Annotated in this window: 22 protein-coding genes; 5 read left to right on the forward strand and 17 right to left on the reverse strand. The window is 42.8% G+C overall.

Going from position 1 to position 13860, the window contains the following annotated elements; translation table 11 throughout:
- Position 1: 1 nt before the first annotated feature.
- Positions 2 to 547 carry an STM3941 family protein gene (locus tag ACFQ2J_RS16700; RefSeq protein WP_386063212.1) on the forward strand — a complete coding sequence of 182 codons (546 nt, stop codon included), beginning with the start codon at positions 2 to 4 and terminating at the stop codon, positions 545 to 547.
- A gap of 47 nt (positions 548 to 594) precedes the next feature.
- Here ACFQ2J_RS16700 and ACFQ2J_RS16705 read toward each other — a convergent pair whose 3' ends face one another.
- From ACFQ2J_RS16705 to ACFQ2J_RS16735, 7 genes are read right to left on the reverse strand one after another with little or no spacing between them, the layout of a single operon-like run.
- A complete protein-coding gene (locus tag ACFQ2J_RS16705; protein WP_386063215.1) occupies positions 595 to 1035 on the reverse strand; it encodes a hypothetical protein in 441 nt (146 codons plus the stop codon).
- Positions 1036 to 1046: 11 nt separating this feature from the next.
- Complete coding sequence (locus ACFQ2J_RS16710; RefSeq protein ID WP_386064014.1) at positions 1047 to 2066, reverse strand: serine hydrolase domain-containing protein; 1020 nt, start codon at positions 2064 to 2066, stop codon at positions 1047 to 1049.
- A 55-nt stretch (positions 2067 to 2121) separates the two neighbouring features.
- The gene (locus tag ACFQ2J_RS16715; RefSeq protein WP_386063216.1) at positions 2122 to 2376 is read right to left on the reverse strand and encodes a hypothetical protein; all 255 of its coding nucleotides are present in this window, start codon (positions 2374 to 2376) and stop codon (positions 2122 to 2124) included.
- Between the two features lie 39 nt (positions 2377 to 2415).
- Positions 2416 to 3030: a nucleotidyltransferase domain-containing protein gene (locus tag ACFQ2J_RS16720; protein WP_386063217.1), complete on the reverse strand. Its 615-nt coding sequence runs from the start codon at positions 3028 to 3030 to the stop codon at positions 2416 to 2418.
- A gap of 17 nt (positions 3031 to 3047) precedes the next feature.
- A complete protein-coding gene (locus ACFQ2J_RS16725) occupies positions 3048 to 3458 on the reverse strand; it encodes a hypothetical protein (RefSeq protein WP_386063218.1) in 411 nt (136 codons plus the stop codon).
- 16 nt (positions 3459 to 3474) lie between these two features.
- Positions 3475 to 3774: a TIGR04104 family putative zinc finger protein gene (locus tag ACFQ2J_RS16730; RefSeq protein ID WP_386063220.1), complete on the reverse strand. Its 300-nt coding sequence runs from the start codon at positions 3772 to 3774 to the stop codon at positions 3475 to 3477.
- Positions 3775 to 3795: 21 nt separating this feature from the next.
- Positions 3796 to 3981 carry a hypothetical protein gene (locus ACFQ2J_RS16735; protein ID WP_386063222.1) on the reverse strand — a complete coding sequence of 62 codons (186 nt, stop codon included), beginning with the start codon at positions 3979 to 3981 and terminating at the stop codon, positions 3796 to 3798.
- Between the two features lie 143 nt (positions 3982 to 4124).
- Between ACFQ2J_RS16735 and ACFQ2J_RS16740 the strand changes: the two genes are divergently transcribed.
- Positions 4125 to 4484 (forward strand): DUF488 domain-containing protein, encoded by a 360-nt coding sequence (locus tag ACFQ2J_RS16740; protein ID WP_386063225.1) that lies wholly within the window; start codon positions 4125 to 4127, stop codon positions 4482 to 4484.
- 29 nt (positions 4485 to 4513) lie between these two features.
- Here ACFQ2J_RS16740 and ACFQ2J_RS16745 read toward each other — a convergent pair whose 3' ends face one another.
- From ACFQ2J_RS16745 to ACFQ2J_RS16760, 4 genes are all read right to left on the reverse strand, one after another.
- Complete coding sequence (locus tag ACFQ2J_RS16745) at positions 4514 to 5044, reverse strand: DUF4269 domain-containing protein (RefSeq protein ID WP_386063228.1); 531 nt, start codon at positions 5042 to 5044, stop codon at positions 4514 to 4516.
- 12 nt (positions 5045 to 5056) lie between these two features.
- Entirely contained in the window at positions 5057 to 6496 is a 1440-nt protein-coding gene (locus ACFQ2J_RS16750) for a serine hydrolase domain-containing protein (RefSeq protein ID WP_386063230.1), read from the reverse strand.
- Between the two features lie 60 nt (positions 6497 to 6556).
- Positions 6557 to 7111, reverse strand: coding sequence for a TetR/AcrR family transcriptional regulator (locus ACFQ2J_RS16755; RefSeq protein WP_386063232.1), 555 nt, complete (start codon positions 7109 to 7111; stop codon positions 6557 to 6559).
- Positions 7112 to 7201: 90 nt separating this feature from the next.
- On the reverse strand, positions 7202 to 7753 hold the full coding sequence (locus tag ACFQ2J_RS16760) for a cysteine hydrolase family protein (RefSeq protein WP_386063235.1): 552 nt from the start codon (positions 7751 to 7753) through the stop codon (positions 7202 to 7204).
- Between the two features lie 141 nt (positions 7754 to 7894).
- Between ACFQ2J_RS16760 and ACFQ2J_RS16765 the strand changes: the two genes are divergently transcribed.
- Together ACFQ2J_RS16765 and ACFQ2J_RS16770 are read left to right on the forward strand one after the other, a co-directional pair.
- Complete coding sequence (locus tag ACFQ2J_RS16765) at positions 7895 to 8311, forward strand: DUF4362 domain-containing protein (protein ID WP_386063238.1); 417 nt, start codon at positions 7895 to 7897, stop codon at positions 8309 to 8311.
- 137 nt (positions 8312 to 8448) lie between these two features.
- Entirely contained in the window at positions 8449 to 9033 is a 585-nt protein-coding gene (locus ACFQ2J_RS16770) for a VanZ family protein (protein ID WP_386063241.1), read from the forward strand.
- Here ACFQ2J_RS16770 and ACFQ2J_RS16775 read toward each other — a convergent pair.
- Both ACFQ2J_RS16775 and ACFQ2J_RS16780 read right to left on the reverse strand, forming a co-directional pair.
- A complete protein-coding gene (locus ACFQ2J_RS16775) occupies positions 9023 to 9820 on the reverse strand; it encodes a class I SAM-dependent methyltransferase (RefSeq protein ID WP_386063244.1) in 798 nt (265 codons plus the stop codon). The genes ACFQ2J_RS16770 and ACFQ2J_RS16775 overlap by 11 nt on opposite strands.
- A 38-nt stretch (positions 9821 to 9858) precedes the next feature.
- Positions 9859 to 10500 carry a hypothetical protein gene (locus tag ACFQ2J_RS16780; RefSeq protein WP_386063247.1) on the reverse strand — a complete coding sequence of 214 codons (642 nt, stop codon included), beginning with the start codon at positions 10498 to 10500 and terminating at the stop codon, positions 9859 to 9861.
- A 120-nt stretch (positions 10501 to 10620) separates the two neighbouring features.
- Between ACFQ2J_RS16780 and ACFQ2J_RS16785 the strand changes: the two genes are divergently transcribed.
- Positions 10621 to 11979 carry a TrkH family potassium uptake protein gene (locus ACFQ2J_RS16785; protein ID WP_386063249.1) on the forward strand — a complete coding sequence of 453 codons (1359 nt, stop codon included), beginning with the start codon at positions 10621 to 10623 and terminating at the stop codon, positions 11977 to 11979.
- Positions 11980 to 12025: 46 nt separating this feature from the next.
- Here ACFQ2J_RS16785 and ACFQ2J_RS16790 read toward each other — a convergent pair whose 3' ends face one another.
- The 4 genes from ACFQ2J_RS16790 to ACFQ2J_RS16805 are packed head-to-tail and all read right to left on the reverse strand — an operon-like array spanning position 12026 to position 13846.
- Complete coding sequence (locus tag ACFQ2J_RS16790) at positions 12026 to 12616, reverse strand: histidine phosphatase family protein (RefSeq protein ID WP_386063252.1); 591 nt, start codon at positions 12614 to 12616, stop codon at positions 12026 to 12028.
- Positions 12617 to 12629: 13 nt separating this feature from the next.
- On the reverse strand, positions 12630 to 13067 hold the full coding sequence (locus tag ACFQ2J_RS16795; RefSeq protein WP_386063255.1) for an SRPBCC family protein: 438 nt from the start codon (positions 13065 to 13067) through the stop codon (positions 12630 to 12632).
- A 33-nt stretch (positions 13068 to 13100) separates the two neighbouring features.
- Positions 13101 to 13622, reverse strand: a complete 522-nt coding sequence (locus ACFQ2J_RS16800) for a DinB family protein (protein ID WP_386063257.1) — start codon at positions 13620 to 13622, stop codon at positions 13101 to 13103.
- A 29-nt stretch (positions 13623 to 13651) separates the two neighbouring features.
- On the reverse strand, positions 13652 to 13846 hold the full coding sequence (locus ACFQ2J_RS16805; protein ID WP_386063260.1) for a DUF2197 domain-containing protein: 195 nt from the start codon (positions 13844 to 13846) through the stop codon (positions 13652 to 13654).
- Positions 13847 to 13860 lie beyond the last annotated feature (14 nt).

Raw genomic sequence — 13860 nt, forward strand, 5'->3', positions numbered from 1 at the left:
CATGGAAAACACTACAATTAACTTTTATGAATCAAAAAAGAAATTGGTATTTTTAGCAATTATGAGTTTTGCCTTTGGACTGATCTGCTTTTTCATGACGTATGTATTCTTCGATGAATCCGATTATTTAGTTGGTGTGCTCATGCTCGCAGCCGGACTCTTGTGCTTCTTCGCCGCCTATCGAACAGGTAAGAAAGTATCGGGGAAAAACCCTCACGTAAGAATGACAGAGGAGCATTTGATCATCTATGTTCTCACTGATCACCCAGTGGAGTTCCGATGGGAGGATATTCGAGGGTATATCCTCTACAGCATTTATGGTAATGCGTTTATCGGGTTGAAGCTCGATCGTGAAGATTATTATGATCAGCAAATGCCACAAAGTGCAAAAAAATTATCAAAGGCAAACGTAAAAATGGGGTACCCGCAATACAATATTGTTGTTGCCCATTTAAAAGAAAAAGAGAGACTGTTAGAAGAATTGGAAAAACGAACACCTCAAGCGGATATTTACCAGGGAGAAGATAAAACCTACTCTGGAGCGTAATCGGCACAAGAAAAAAGGGCTCGGGAGAAAATCACTCCCTGAGCCTTTTATTCATATCTGCTTTCTTTATGTTCAGGTTCCACACCGTCACTAAAGACAGGATCACCGGAATTAACCAACCACATATCAGTCTGGACGACCGAGCCACCTTGAATCTGATACTCGTAAACGGTCCGATTTTCAGATTCGAAAATCACATGGAGCGTAACCTCACCTTTTATCCGATATTCGTCCGTATCGGAAATTTCCCAGTACTCTTCCGGATAGCGTTCCTTCAGATGAAGCTGTAATCGGTCCGTTGCATTCGCAATCTGATGCGATACAATCCAAGGGCGAACGGCATAAAATCCGCTCCCAGCAAGCAAAAGGAGTGCTGCCCCTCCCCATATGAATCGCTTCCATTTATCAGAAAACAACAGCGCCAGTAAACTGATGCACATAGATATCCCGAATAATAGAATCAATACGATCACTGTTGAAGGATGCATGCATTCCCCCCCTATTCTAAAAACTCATCTTCAATCGTTTTCACCATATCGAATGGATCGACTTCATTATTACATGCAGCAATAATTTTCAGATCTTTCTCAGGATAGTAGGAAGCTCGAAAACGCACGCCCGGGTCGAATCCCATGACATGGTATTTATATATACCTCTCTCACCCTCGTTCATCCACATTCCGTATCCGTAACGGAGGAAGTTATTGACTTCCATGTAGGGCTGCAGCATCTGATCGGTCACGCTTTTACTGATCAGCTTGTAACTGAATAACGCTTCCCACACCTTCACCATATCCGGAGCGGTCACATATGCGCCGCCGTCCGGACCGCCTTTGATCGGAATGGAAAAGATGTTCGTCTTCCACGTACCTTCTTCCTTATCCTCGATGTAGCCGAGTGCCGTGTTTTCAGGCAAGCAATCCGAGGAGAAATACCCGGAATCCACCATGCCGCATTCTTTAAATACTTTTTCCTCTATGTAGTCGGTAAAATTCATCCCGCTGAGCTGCTGGATGACTAATCCAAGCAATATGTATCCAGCATTGTTGTAATGGAATCGCTCACCTGGATGGAAGAGCATGTTCCCATCCTGGAACATAGGTAGAAAATCTTCCGGCTTGGTTATCGTATAAACAGGCCGCGTTTTCCAGAGATCCTCATAATCATTCATGACTTCCTCATCAAAGTAATCTGGCACACCTGACGTATGCGTCAACAAATGGTGAATCGTCACACGATCATCGAAATTCGGAAAAGATAGTTCCAAACAGTCTTTCAGCTTTGTATCAAACGTCAGCAGCCCTTGATCCACCAGCTGTGCAATGCCGATTGCGGTAAACAATTTACAACCAGAAGCAACTCCGAATCTCGTATGGAGGTTGTTCTCTATCTTTTCCGCTTTATTTGCAAATCCATAAGACATTTCTAACCGGACTTCATCGCCCTGCTTGACCAACAGGGTACCTGAGACGCCCTGTTCATTAGCCAAACCGTCTATTGTTTCTTTAACATCCATAATATCACCTTTTCTTAGAACCTAGTTCGGATAGGACCGTATCACATGAGGTCCTCGATCAATTCAATCCATAAAATACAAGCATCCCTGCTTCTAACAATACTAAACTCACCATTACGAATTTAGCCCCTTGCTTCAAACGGAAATACAAGAGCACCAGTGCAAAATAGATGATCACAGTTGTCACGATAAAAATGATCAAGCTGGCAGCAGTTCCTTCATGTGCGTAATAGTTATAATTCATAATTGCATAGATTGAAAGAGATAAGCCGTAGATCAATCCGAGCAAATAAAAAAACTTTTCACCTTCCATTAGCACCTCTCCCTTTCATCCAGTAAGTGATCGAAACAGTTATAACCTCTCAAGGTATCGGAGCAGCGCTTCCACCTCTTCTTCTCCAGCACCGGGTTGATAGACAGTAGCAAACCTCTCGTATGCTTCAGAATCATGCTCCTCCAACCAAAGGAAAGACTTCTTCGGACCTCTAAACCATTCCCCTTTAAACTCGAAATATAATTCCAAAGCATCCTTCAGCATCCAGTGTAACCGGTAGTTACCTTCCAAATCCCCTTTTTGTGAGCGTCTGTACATCTTCCACAGCCAACTTTTTAAAAAGCTCTTTTCTTCTTCAGGCATTTGCACAGGCCCCTTTTGGTAAAGCTGTTCCACCTCATGAAGAAATTCCCCGGCAAGTCCTTTCTGATCAAGCAGCACCTTTCCACCGTTCACTCGTAAAAATTGGTCAGGCTGCTTCAGCTTTTCAGAACCATAGACCCAAACATCCAACTGCTTGCCATTAAAATAAGCTACATCGTTCTTCTCCGCTGTACGTTCCGCAAAGCATAGGAGATCAATATCACTTTCTTCGGTGTAATCCCCGCTACTGTAGGACCCATACAGAATAATCGTATGACAATCGTAGCTTTCTATTAAGTAATCTTTAATTTCTACCAATAGTTGTTCCAAAACTAATCTCTCCTAAATTAGAAGTGAAGTTTTAACCACCAACGATCTTCAAGATCCAAGACGATATCCGTTACTCGTTGCCTGATGACAAGCTGAGCTTTACGGGCGCGAATATCCAATTCACTTAAGTCTTCAGCCTGGACCTCCCATGGCAATCCAATTTCTTGTTCAAGCTTGGCCACTGTCTGCTTGACCCACTGTTCATGCCTGTGATAGAAATCAATTGCACACTGTTCATTCACATAAGGCTCGGGGGTACCGTAATTCAATTTATGAAGCCAATCGACAAGTCCATCTTCCCCGATTTCAGATGCTTTTTTCCTGAATAGATGTAACCACTCATGAATCACTTGCTGATCAATACCCACTTTAACCATCTGTTCATTTAACTGACTCCATAGATCCTCATTCGAACTGTGCTTTCCCACAATTGCTCACACCTCTCTACCAGATGAATTCTTCTTCATTTTTCAATTGATAAAAGTAGGGCAGCACTGCCATACCTGCTACAAACAGCACTATACAGATAGCTAAAAAGATAGGAAGTGACCAATCTAGCAGCGTCGCTAAATACAGTGGGATCGGTGGAATGAAAGCCAGCATACTCTGTCGTTTCTTCGATTTCGCAGACAGGTATTGGGTCTTCCCACAATAGGGACAATTCATTTTATTCTTGAATTGGACAGGCTTGAAAAAGGTATCTTTCATCGTCCATTTTCGCTTGCAGTGTGCACAATGAGGCATGATAGGTAGACCCTCCCTGATTTAAAACTCACTGACTTTCTTATGTAGAATCACAGTAAAGCGATCATTTCCCAGGGGTACAACCTGATGAATCTGAATATTGTAGGATCCAGTTTCTTCGCGCTTCTGGTCAATCAATGCTTCCAGGAATCCGGCCATTGATTCGTCCTGATTGATCACTACATCTATAAACTCTTGTTCGTCCATGATTTCAGCTCCCTTTCGTTTCTATCTTTTTCTACGTACTAACCTGCCTAATCGTTTCATAATAATAAAAAATAGGCTTGAGCGGTTTAACTTCATTGGATTTCGGTTATAAGAATAGGATAGGATAGAGAGGGGTAAGAGAAATGTCTGTAGTATTAAAACGTATTTATGATGAAGATCAGGAGACTGGTGGTTATCGTGTATTGGTAGACGGTATCTGGCCAAGAGGCATCAAGAAAGAGGATGCAAACCTGGATGAATGGATGGACGGAATCAGTCCAAGTAAAGAACTGCACCAATGGTTCAATCATGACCCTGAAAAATTCGAGGAATTCAAGAAGCTTTATACAGAACAAATCGAAGAATCCAAAGAACGTAAAAAGCTGTTGGATAAACTGATCGAGAAAGCTGACGGCAATCGGGTAGTGCTTTTGTTCGGAGCAAAAGATGAAGAGCATAACCAGGCGGTTGTAATTAAAGAACTGATGGAAAAGAAAGGCTAGAGATGATCTCTAGCCTATTTATTTTTGTGTTAAATGATGTTTCTTTCCTTTCCGAATTCCAACAGTGACTCATATGGATCTCCTGATAAACTTAACAAATCACAGAAAGCCGCTTCTGTCGACAGACCCCTCCGTTTGAGTTGAATCACCTTCTGTTTACTCACAATTTCTTTTTTCAACAGGTCATATTCAATCACCATGTGAAGGTAGGCATTTTGCTTGTGAGTCGGAACAGATTGTCCAAACAATTCAAAGGGGATAGTTTTGTAGTTGAAATTAGCCTTAACCACTTTATTTCCTCGTAACCTTTTACTTTTCAATCGAAATTGAGTCTGATCACCATATAAACTCCTTATCTTATCTGAAAAGTGTTCAAGATTATCAACTCCCATGATGATATCAACATCAGAGTTTCCTAGATAAATATCAATCGGAACCGTACCACATACCACTGGACGGAACACCGTTAACTCATCCATAATATTCAATTGTTGAATGCAATCATACACTTGTTTTTGAAATGCATCTCCATTCTTCAGCAATATCATCGAATCAAGCATAACCGCACCTCTTCATGAAGCTTCACTTAACAGTTTCCTGGATTTTCGCTTTTTAAACAATACAGCAGTAGATGCCAGTCCATGAGCCAAGAATATCCCGATCGTGACATACACCAATAGCGCTATATCAGGCGCAAAGGCTTGGATAGTATGCCATGGAGATCCGAAGGTTTGCACGAGAACAGGAATAAGTGAAACTGCCAGTACGATAGAAAGCACCGAGATCGCAATTCTCCCTTTAAAGAACCTTACACCCTTTTTAACCCCTCGAATCACATCCCATAAAGCCACGGCTCCAATTCCTATCGTTACAAACAATACGATCCATCTCATAGAATCAGCAGTCTTCGGCAACGGAGGAGCTTCCTGATTTTCCACAATCGATCGGATTCCTTCCTTCATATGGATCGTATTCATCACTTCTGAAAAGTTATTTTTATTCGTCATTAGAGTAAAAGCATATCCATTATCCGGGTGAACAAAAAGTTCCGTTCTCGAATCTGGTGTTTCTCCACCGTGATAGTAGTACGCGTCATCTTCATTCGTTGAAATCCGCCAGCCTAATCCATAATATTGATCCTCTTTACGATGTACGACCGGAGAAGTATATTCATTCCACAAGGGTTCTGGCAACACTGTTTCGTTCAATAAAGCTGTCATCAGCTTGACCATGTCGTCAGAAGTGGATGCTATGTATCCATATGGAGCACCACTGTCGTCATACCAGCCATCACTTTTGACCGGGATGCCGAACCATGACTCGAAACCAGGTTGATAACCAACTGCCTGAGCTTCCTTATAAGAAGCCACTGTACGATTCATCTGGAGTTCACCGAATACCTCATCCTGCATGTAGGTGGAGAAGGTTTTGCCAGTGACTTCCTCTATCACTTTTCCAAGCAATAGATAGTTGGCTGCACTGTATTGGTGCACCTCACCAGTATCATAATTGGTCCCTATCGGCTGCAACTGCTCAACTGCCTCACTGATCGCTTGCTCTCCGCGCATATTCTTATCGGCTATCTTCAATCCATCATAGGAGGTAATCCCACTTGTATGAGCCAACAAGTCTTTTACTGTAATCTCTGAATCTTGAACGTCGGTGAAGTCCACATCTATGTAGTGATCAATCGTTGCATTCAAGTCGACCTTGCCGTCTTCAACTAATTTCATCACAGCTAGACTCGTCAGCGGTTTACTAACAGAGCCGATTGTAAATAACGTATCGTTTTCCACCTTATCCCCTTCCTGCTCGACACCGAATGCTTCCTGAAAAACTACCTCCCCATCTTTCACTATTCCTAATGTCGCCCCTGGAATTTGATAAAGTTCCATCGCTTCTTCCATATAAGTGTGAAGCATTTCCTTTTGGTCTGACGTTAGTTCTGCATAGCTTGTTGAAGGCAGCATCAATGCAAGTAACAGAATTGTACTAACCAATATCCTTTTCATTATTCATCCCCATTCCTTCCTGAAATTTGGTCATCTGACCAAATTCACACAAAAAAATATCTATTCCTTCAAATAGTTTTCCATCAGTTGATTCAACACGCCATATGCCTCATCCAAATCAAACGTATCGTCCATAATTTTCTGTAAAGCGAGTCCATCGAAACATGCCAACAGAATGCTTGCCAGCTGTTCTTCATCCCCTTTTTTCCCTCTTACTTGCTGCATAGGTATAGCAAGACTGTCCCTGCCAGACTTTAGTAGTGAACGGACCTCATGTTGGATGCTTTCATTCTTCAATCCCAATCCGTAGAGTTCATAACGCAATCGATACCAGTCAGGATCTTCCTCAGCCCTTGATTTAATTTCGTTCAACGTTTCTTTCATCGAAAGTTCCTGAGGTTTCCTCCCTTCATATTGCTTTTGGTACCTTCGTTGCACATGTTCCTGGACTTCCAGCAATAATTCCTCTTTACTCTTGAAATAATAATGAACCAATCCTGGAGTTATTTCTGCCTCTTTTGCTATATCTTTGATCGATGCATTCTTATATCCTTTTTTTGCAAAAACTTTATAGGCAGCGTCGATCAGAAGCTGTCGTTTATTTTCCTTACGCATTTTTCCACCTCGATGATTTGGTCATTCAACCAAATTATAATGGAATACTTTTACATTGTAAATATTACCTTATATTCCTCATCCTGAATCCTAGCTGAAAAGATCAATCAGTTGATCACTGTCCAAGACAGTAGCAAACTCATCGTGAAGTGTTGCTAAAGACAAGTCATGGATCACCTGAGGGTCCAGATTATTCCCTTCCAGATCTTTCAATTCATATGCAGCTACAGCATCCTGGACAAGGTAGGTCTCATATCCAAGGTTCCCGCTCATCCGCGTTGTTGTTGATACACAATGAGGCGTTGTAAGCCCTACGATCACAACAATCTGAATTGATTTTGATTGTAAGTACTCATGTAAATCCGTCCCAATGAATGCACTATTGACTGTTTTCGTAATTACCTTTTCTCCAGACAATGGCGCCACGATGTCCTTGGGCTCAAACCCTTTCCCTTTATGATAGAAAACAGAAGAAGGATCCTCCGACATATGCTGGATATGGATGACTTCCCCATTCCTATCCCTGAAGAAATCCAACACTGTTCTCATTTTCTCCTCAGCATCAGGGTTGTTTCGCTTTCCCCACCTTTTATCCTCAAAAGCTTTTTGTATATCTACTAGTATTAACGCTGTATTTTTCAAAAAAACCACCCTTTCCAACTATCTATTTCTTTCTATTTCTTCTTTGCGAGTAAAAATTCCTTGTATTTACAAATTGTTTCGACAATTTGTGAAGGTTATGGGAAAATATGAAAGATATGTAAACGAAATTTGGAGGTATATATGAAAAAGTATATTGGATTATTTTTATTACTTGTTATTTTATCCGCATGCTCAGATGAGAGTAAGTCCTACACCATAGAAGATGCCGAAGAAAACGGGGATGTAGTGATTAAAGAAGATGGTAACACGGAAAACCTCGAGGAATTACTGAGCTTCATCGAAAATGTGGAAAAAGGAACGGAAGATGATGTGAGCATCGCTACATATAGAAGTGGGAAGCCGATGATGCAGGAGCTGATTTATGATGGTTCTTCCATCGAACTGACTACTGATACTCAATCGCTTTCATGTGGACGGATTGTGGAACGAAGCGGGATCATTTCGCTACGTGAATGTGATGGAACTGAAGAAAATTTAGGAATTGCTCAAGTATCCGAATATGAAATCAATCGAGTGAAAGCAAAAATGAAAGAATAAAAAAACGGCATCTGCCGTTTTTTTGATGTGTTTTACTGGATTTGTAATACGTACCTTCGTCTAATATAAGTCGATTTTAAAACGCTGCTACCAGCTATGATACACTCACTACTAAAGCTGAAACTACTGGAGGCATTATGAAGAAATCTATGATTCTGGCATTGATACTTATCCAACTCATCTTTTTTGCGTTCCTTCCATTCTGGTTGGAATTGACCAGGTACCTTCATCCAGTTGTAATTGTTGTCGTGTGGATTTGCTATTCCATTCTGACTCTATTTCTGATCAGCTTAATAACCCGGCAAACCATCCGTCTTCCGCGGAAGTTTTTACATATATCAATAATTGGCTATGCATTATTGCTGCTAATCTTACTCTTTTTCAGACCCAATGAACGTGCCTTTCTTTCTATCAATCTAATGCCATTCCGTACAATCTGGTTCTATCTTACCTTCGATGGCAATGCACTCGTCGCTTTTTATAACCTGGCTGCCAACATAGGATTGTTCATCCCTTTTGGTGTGTATTACCGTTATATCACGAAAAATGCCAAACTTGTCTCACTGGCTATCATAGTTGCGGCGGTGATATGTATCGTCGAGATTACCCAATTAGCAACAGGTCGAGGCAGCCTTGATATCGATGATCTCATTTTGAATGTGCTAGGTGCAGTGATTGGATTCGGGCTTTTTCCATTATCGAAAAAAGTGTTCAAGGTGTAACCTTCATTGCCAGCTTGATCGAAACATTGATTGTCTCAGAAAATTCGCCAGAGGGATTCACGACCAGTAATGCAGCTCTAGCATTACGTTCGAATTCTTCTGCATGATTTCCTAAGAAACGTTTCGCTCCGTAGGATGTGGAATAGTGGTGACCGATGATGGAATCGACCGTCCACTTCTGCACATATTCCGCTAACTCCACCTTTTCATAGGTAAACTTCGAGTCATGGATGACGTCTTCGTGACTCTTGGTTGGGTGGCTGTATGTAGTAGTACCTGCTCGCCTCTCATTTCCATACCATTTTTCGACTGTTTCACGGAAACGCTGTTGCCATTCTGTTTCCTTTTTTTGTGGATCATAGTTATCGATAATCGCTGCCCCACCGCCAGGCTCGACGACTTCATAAAGTTCCTCCAGTACTTTGGAACGATCCATCCAGTGGAATGCCTTGGCAATTGTTACAAGGTTAAAAGACTCGCCCTTTCCTGCAACAATCTCCTCCGCGTCCCCCTTCAACCAAGTAATGTTTCCAATCGGTAAGGATCGGTGAATCCGTTCCGCCACCTGCAGCATCTCCTCATCAGCATCCACTCCAATGATTTCACTGCACCAATCAGCGAAACGAACTGTCAACTGGCCGGTCCCACATCCGAGGTCCATCATTCTCTGACTGCCATCGAGCGAAAAACGCTCGACCAAATACCTGATGAGTGAGGAAGGATACATTGGACGATAGGCTGCGTAATGATTAGCTGTTCCTTTGAATAATTCACTTCCGTAGTTCATCACTATCCCCCCTGTTATTTCTTGTAACTATCACAATGCTACGATTTTAATGGATAGACGACTTCCACAGTTTCCTCTTTCTTCAGCACTTTATGGTACCAGTAGTTATGGTCGGCGCCATGGAGGCACAAAATCCGCTTACCAGGATTAGACTGAATAGCTTTTTTCACCCTGGCAATCATGATATGGTGCCTAGCATTCCAACGAATCTGCTGTACATCGGGGTTCAGATGATTGAGCCACCTGTAGATCTCTTCAGTAGCCTGGTCATATTCGACGGAATTCAAAGGAATTTCGCCAGCGTCCCAGGTTGTCGCGAGTTTTACTTCTTCCATTCTTTCCAACTCTGCTTCAAGTTCTATCCTTTCATCCTGAGGGAACCGATCAAAAACATCTTCTTCAAAAACATCCTCTTCAAACCAATCTACAGGGATAAAGGTGACTTGATGCTTATCACAGTATGGATAAATCATGCTTGGATACTCCTGTTGCGTCTCGCCTAAAATTCCATTTGATTCCCCTGTGTTCAAATACAATTCCCAGCTTTCAGGATGCACTTCTCCACAGATGACGTCTGGACGAAAATCATCAATCAACGATTCAATTCGATCCAACGTAAGGTTATAGCGTTTTTGCATCTCCTCATCATGTGTGATACCTAAAATACCTAACTTCGTCATGGCAAGCTCCGCCTCTCATAGTAGTACGTACATCATATCAAAATCACATCACCCTATTGCATATTCCCATCTATAGGACTAAAATCCATATATAATCTAAATAACGTAGGAGGCTAGACTATGTCGCAATCCTCCATGTGGAAATTCATCGATCGGCTCAGTCCATTTCAGGTAATCGTACTCTTTTACCTGTCTGCAGTCGCTATTTCGACCTTTTTATTAAGTCTTCCGTTTTTGCATAAACAAGGGGTTCACTTGAGTTTCATTGATACGGTTTTTACTGCAGTCAGCGCAGTGAGTGTGACAGGTCTGACCGTAGTGTCCACAGCAGATACTTTCAATACTCCAGGATATTTTGTTCTGATGTTCATACTTCAGTTCGGCGGTATCGGAGTGATGACACTTGGTACCTTCGTGTGGATTGTCTTAGGTAAAAAAATCGGTCTAAAGCGAAGAGTCCTGATTAAAACGGACCAGAACCGTAATACATTTGCAGGCATCGTACAGATTATCCGGCAGATCCTCTTATTGATCATTGCAATTGAAGCTGTCGGCGCCATCATCCTTGGTGTTTACTTCACAGAATATTATCCGACGCTCGGCGAGGCATTTGTGCAGGGAATGTTCGCTTCCGTCAGTGCAACTACAAATGCAGGGTTCGACATTACCGGCACTTCACTTGTGATGTTCCAGGACGATTATTTCGTGCAGTTCATCAACATGCTTTTGCTCACTTTAGGCGCCATCGGGTTCCCTGTTCTGATTGAAGTGAAAGATTTCCTGACAAGAAAAAATGAAGATTTTGCAAGGTTTTCCTTATTTGCAAAACTGACTTCTGCTACGTTTGGCGCACTGGTAGTTGTAGGGGCAGCCTTGATCTATCTGTTGGACAGGAACCACTTCTTTGCAGGAAAGTCATGGCATGAGTCGTTCTTTTATTCGCTCTTCCAATCTGTCACGACGAGAAACGGTGGGCTGGCCACCATGGATGTCAGTGAATTCACTGCCCCAACTCTGCTCGTCATATGCATTCTGATGTTCATCGGTGCATCCCCCAGCAGTGTAGGTGGCGGAATTCGAACAACAACCTTTGCCATTGCACTTTTAAGTGTCATAGCCTATGCTCGTGGGAGAGAGAATGTACGAGTTTTTCGACGAGAGATACACCCAGACGACATTTTCCGTTCTTTCATCGTCATCAATACTGCCATTGCCCTTACCGGATTGGCAGTCATCTTATTATGTATTTATGAACCACAGTTCTCCCTGTTACAACTCACGTTCGAAGCCTGTTCCGCTTTCGGTACGACAGGCCTTTCTATGGGAATCACACCTGAGTTACACACAGCCGGAAAACTCATTATCATCCTGCTGATGTTCATTGGACGTATCGGGATCTTCTCGTTCCTGTTCATCATAAGGGGCAAGACAAGAAAAGAAGGCTACCATTACCCGAAAGAACCGATGATCATCGGCTGATTCACAAGTTAAAAGCTTGCACTCTCATTGGGTGCAAGTTTTTTTATTAATTTGCTTCTACAGCATCCAAGTGCTTAGAGCAATTATAAAGCGAACAACTCCAGCCTTTTTCACGCTTTTCAATAACGGTGACCGACGTGTTGCCTATGTTGGTATGCTGCATTTCAGGAAGCAGGTATCTCATCGTCAGCCCGATGAATCCACCATGACTGACGACCAGCACGCGCTTTCCTCCATATGTAGTTGCCAATTCTTCAATGTATGCTAATCCCCGTTTCCCGATTGACTCATAACTGTCCATGCCTAAATCAAGTTCTCGCCAGTTCGGACCCCACTTTTCCACACGTTCCTCTTCCGTCGTCCCCTCGATTTCTCCACAGTTCAATTCTCGAATCCTCTGTTCCTTATGATCGATGGGTACACCCAGCTTTTCCCCAATGATCGATGCTGTTTCTGAAGCTCTGCCAAGGTCACTGGAAATGATCAAATCCCAAGGTTCTTCCAACGTCAGTCTTTCTCCTGCGGCTTCAGCTTGTTGCTTTCCTGTATCATTCAATGGGATATCCGTTGTTCCCTGCACCCGCTTTTGAACGTTCCATTCTGTTATTCCATGTCTCACAAATCCGATTGTAGTCATCAACAGTCGCTCCTTAAAGTATCAAGTCTTGTTTGTAGACGATTCCGTGCTCCAAGTATATTTTCAGTAAGGTGAGCGCTTCTCCCCATCCAACCGCACATCCGACACATGCTTGAATATCTTTTTCCGAGTCCGAATAGCCTGTTTCCTTCACCGTCACGATTGTTCCTTGATCATGTTCAGCAAGTTGAAAAGTGACCTTGGTCATCCCTTCTCCCGGGGACCACTCGAAAGCGAAGTACGCATTCTCTCTTACTTCAACAATTGCACCACCGTCCTCGATGGTACCGCCCTCACCGTTCCATCTAAGCTGAATATCTCCTGATTTGCCTTTCAGCACCAATGAAGTTTCATCGGTAAACCATGCATTCCATCCTTCAGCTGTGGTGAGCGTTCGAAAAACTTTTTCCCTCGGCACATGAATGAGGGTTTGATGTTCAATCCTCGGCAATGTTCAATCCTCGGCAATGTTCTCTCCTCCAAATTAGTTCAGCACTCCTAAAAATTGCTTGTATGGTCCAACATCCTCTTGGTACCGCTTCGCCAATACCCTCGTCACCTGAGCAATGTGAGTCAGATCATGGACCGCCCAGGTTGCAATCAGGTTCTTCACCTTCACTTCTCCCAGGAGAGGATGGTACCCTTCCAATTCAAGCTGCTCATCAGACTTCATCAGTTCCTTCAACTTCTGCACGTTTGTTTTTCGAATCATGTTGAATTCTTCCAAGCGCTCCTCCAAAGAATTTTGGTAAGTACCATTCAAATGGGAGAAACGATCAAATGCCGGGAATGGTGCAGTCTTCCCTTCCCGAAGAATGAACTCCAGTCTTGGAATCCAGTTGTTCTTCTCCCCTTCAATCAGGTGAGCGACCACTTCTGCTGCATTCCACGTCTCCTCCCCTTCGTTGCAGGTAACCCATCCTTCCGATAGACCTGACAGGAGCTGTGCCAATGTCTTAGGCGTCTGTTCGAGAATCTCGATTGCTTCGCTCATTTTGAAATTCATCTTTTTTCCCCTCTCGTGGATATGCCGGATTATAAGTATTTCGTGTGGGAGTCGATCATGTCTGGGTTCAAGCCTGTAGTCTGCTGGGCATCTTTTTGCATCGAATCATTACAATGCTTACACACATAACTTGCTTTCGGATTTGCACGCAGCTTTTTGTATTGTGGATCGGAAGCACCTACTTCAAATTCTTTTTTACAGAAAAAACAGTTCGTTCTGATCATCCGAACCCCTCCCG

It is taken from the genome of Thalassobacillus hwangdonensis (assembly GCF_042675915.1).
In the GTDB taxonomy this organism is placed as follows: domain Bacteria; phylum Bacillota; class Bacilli; order Bacillales; family Halobacillaceae; genus Thalassobacillus_A; species Thalassobacillus_A hwangdonensis.

What these genes read in the sequence shown, in the direction of transcription:
- ACFQ2J_RS16765 (WP_386063238.1), top strand. Translation starts at nt 7,895, where the DNA reads ATGAAAAAGTATATTGGATTATTTTTATTACTTGTTATTTTATCCGCA.
- ACFQ2J_RS16715 (WP_386063216.1), bottom strand. Translation starts at nt 2,376, where the DNA reads ATGGAAGGTGAAAAGTTTTTTTATTTGCTCGGATTGATCTACGGCTTA.
- ACFQ2J_RS16790 (WP_386063252.1), bottom strand. Translation starts at nt 12,616, where the DNA reads ATGACTACAATCGGATTTGTGAGACATGGAATAACAGAATGGAACGTT.
- ACFQ2J_RS16805 (WP_386063260.1), bottom strand. Translation starts at nt 13,846, where the DNA reads ATGATCAGAACGAACTGTTTTTTCTGTAAAAAAGAATTTGAAGTAGGT.
- ACFQ2J_RS16730 (WP_386063220.1), bottom strand. Translation starts at nt 3,774, where the DNA reads ATGCCTCATTGTGCACACTGCAAGCGAAAATGGACGATGAAAGATACC.
- ACFQ2J_RS16735 (WP_386063222.1), bottom strand. Translation starts at nt 3,981, where the DNA reads ATGGACGAACAAGAGTTTATAGATGTAGTGATCAATCAGGACGAATCA.
- ACFQ2J_RS16750 (WP_386063230.1), bottom strand. Translation starts at nt 6,496, where the DNA reads ATGAAAAGGATATTGGTTAGTACAATTCTGTTACTTGCATTGATGCTG.
- ACFQ2J_RS16775 (WP_386063244.1), bottom strand. Translation starts at nt 9,820, where the DNA reads ATGAACTACGGAAGTGAATTATTCAAAGGAACAGCTAATCATTACGCA.
- ACFQ2J_RS16755 (WP_386063232.1), bottom strand. Translation starts at nt 7,111, where the DNA reads ATGCGTAAGGAAAATAAACGACAGCTTCTGATCGACGCTGCCTATAAA.
- ACFQ2J_RS16800 (WP_386063257.1), bottom strand. Translation starts at nt 13,622, where the DNA reads ATGAATTTCAAAATGAGCGAAGCAATCGAGATTCTCGAACAGACGCCT.
- ACFQ2J_RS16745 (WP_386063228.1), bottom strand. Translation starts at nt 5,044, where the DNA reads ATGCTTGATTCGATGATATTGCTGAAGAATGGAGATGCATTTCAAAAA.
- ACFQ2J_RS16700 (WP_386063212.1), top strand. Translation starts at nt 2, where the DNA reads ATGGAAAACACTACAATTAACTTTTATGAATCAAAAAAGAAATTGGTA.
- ACFQ2J_RS16705 (WP_386063215.1), bottom strand. Translation starts at nt 1,035, where the DNA reads ATGCATCCTTCAACAGTGATCGTATTGATTCTATTATTCGGGATATCT.
- ACFQ2J_RS16785 (WP_386063249.1), top strand. Translation starts at nt 10,621, where the DNA reads ATGTCGCAATCCTCCATGTGGAAATTCATCGATCGGCTCAGTCCATTT.
- ACFQ2J_RS16770 (WP_386063241.1), top strand. Translation starts at nt 8,449, where the DNA reads ATGAAGAAATCTATGATTCTGGCATTGATACTTATCCAACTCATCTTT.
- ACFQ2J_RS16740 (WP_386063225.1), top strand. Translation starts at nt 4,125, where the DNA reads ATGTCTGTAGTATTAAAACGTATTTATGATGAAGATCAGGAGACTGGT.
- ACFQ2J_RS16780 (WP_386063247.1), bottom strand. Translation starts at nt 10,500, where the DNA reads ATGACGAAGTTAGGTATTTTAGGTATCACACATGATGAGGAGATGCAA.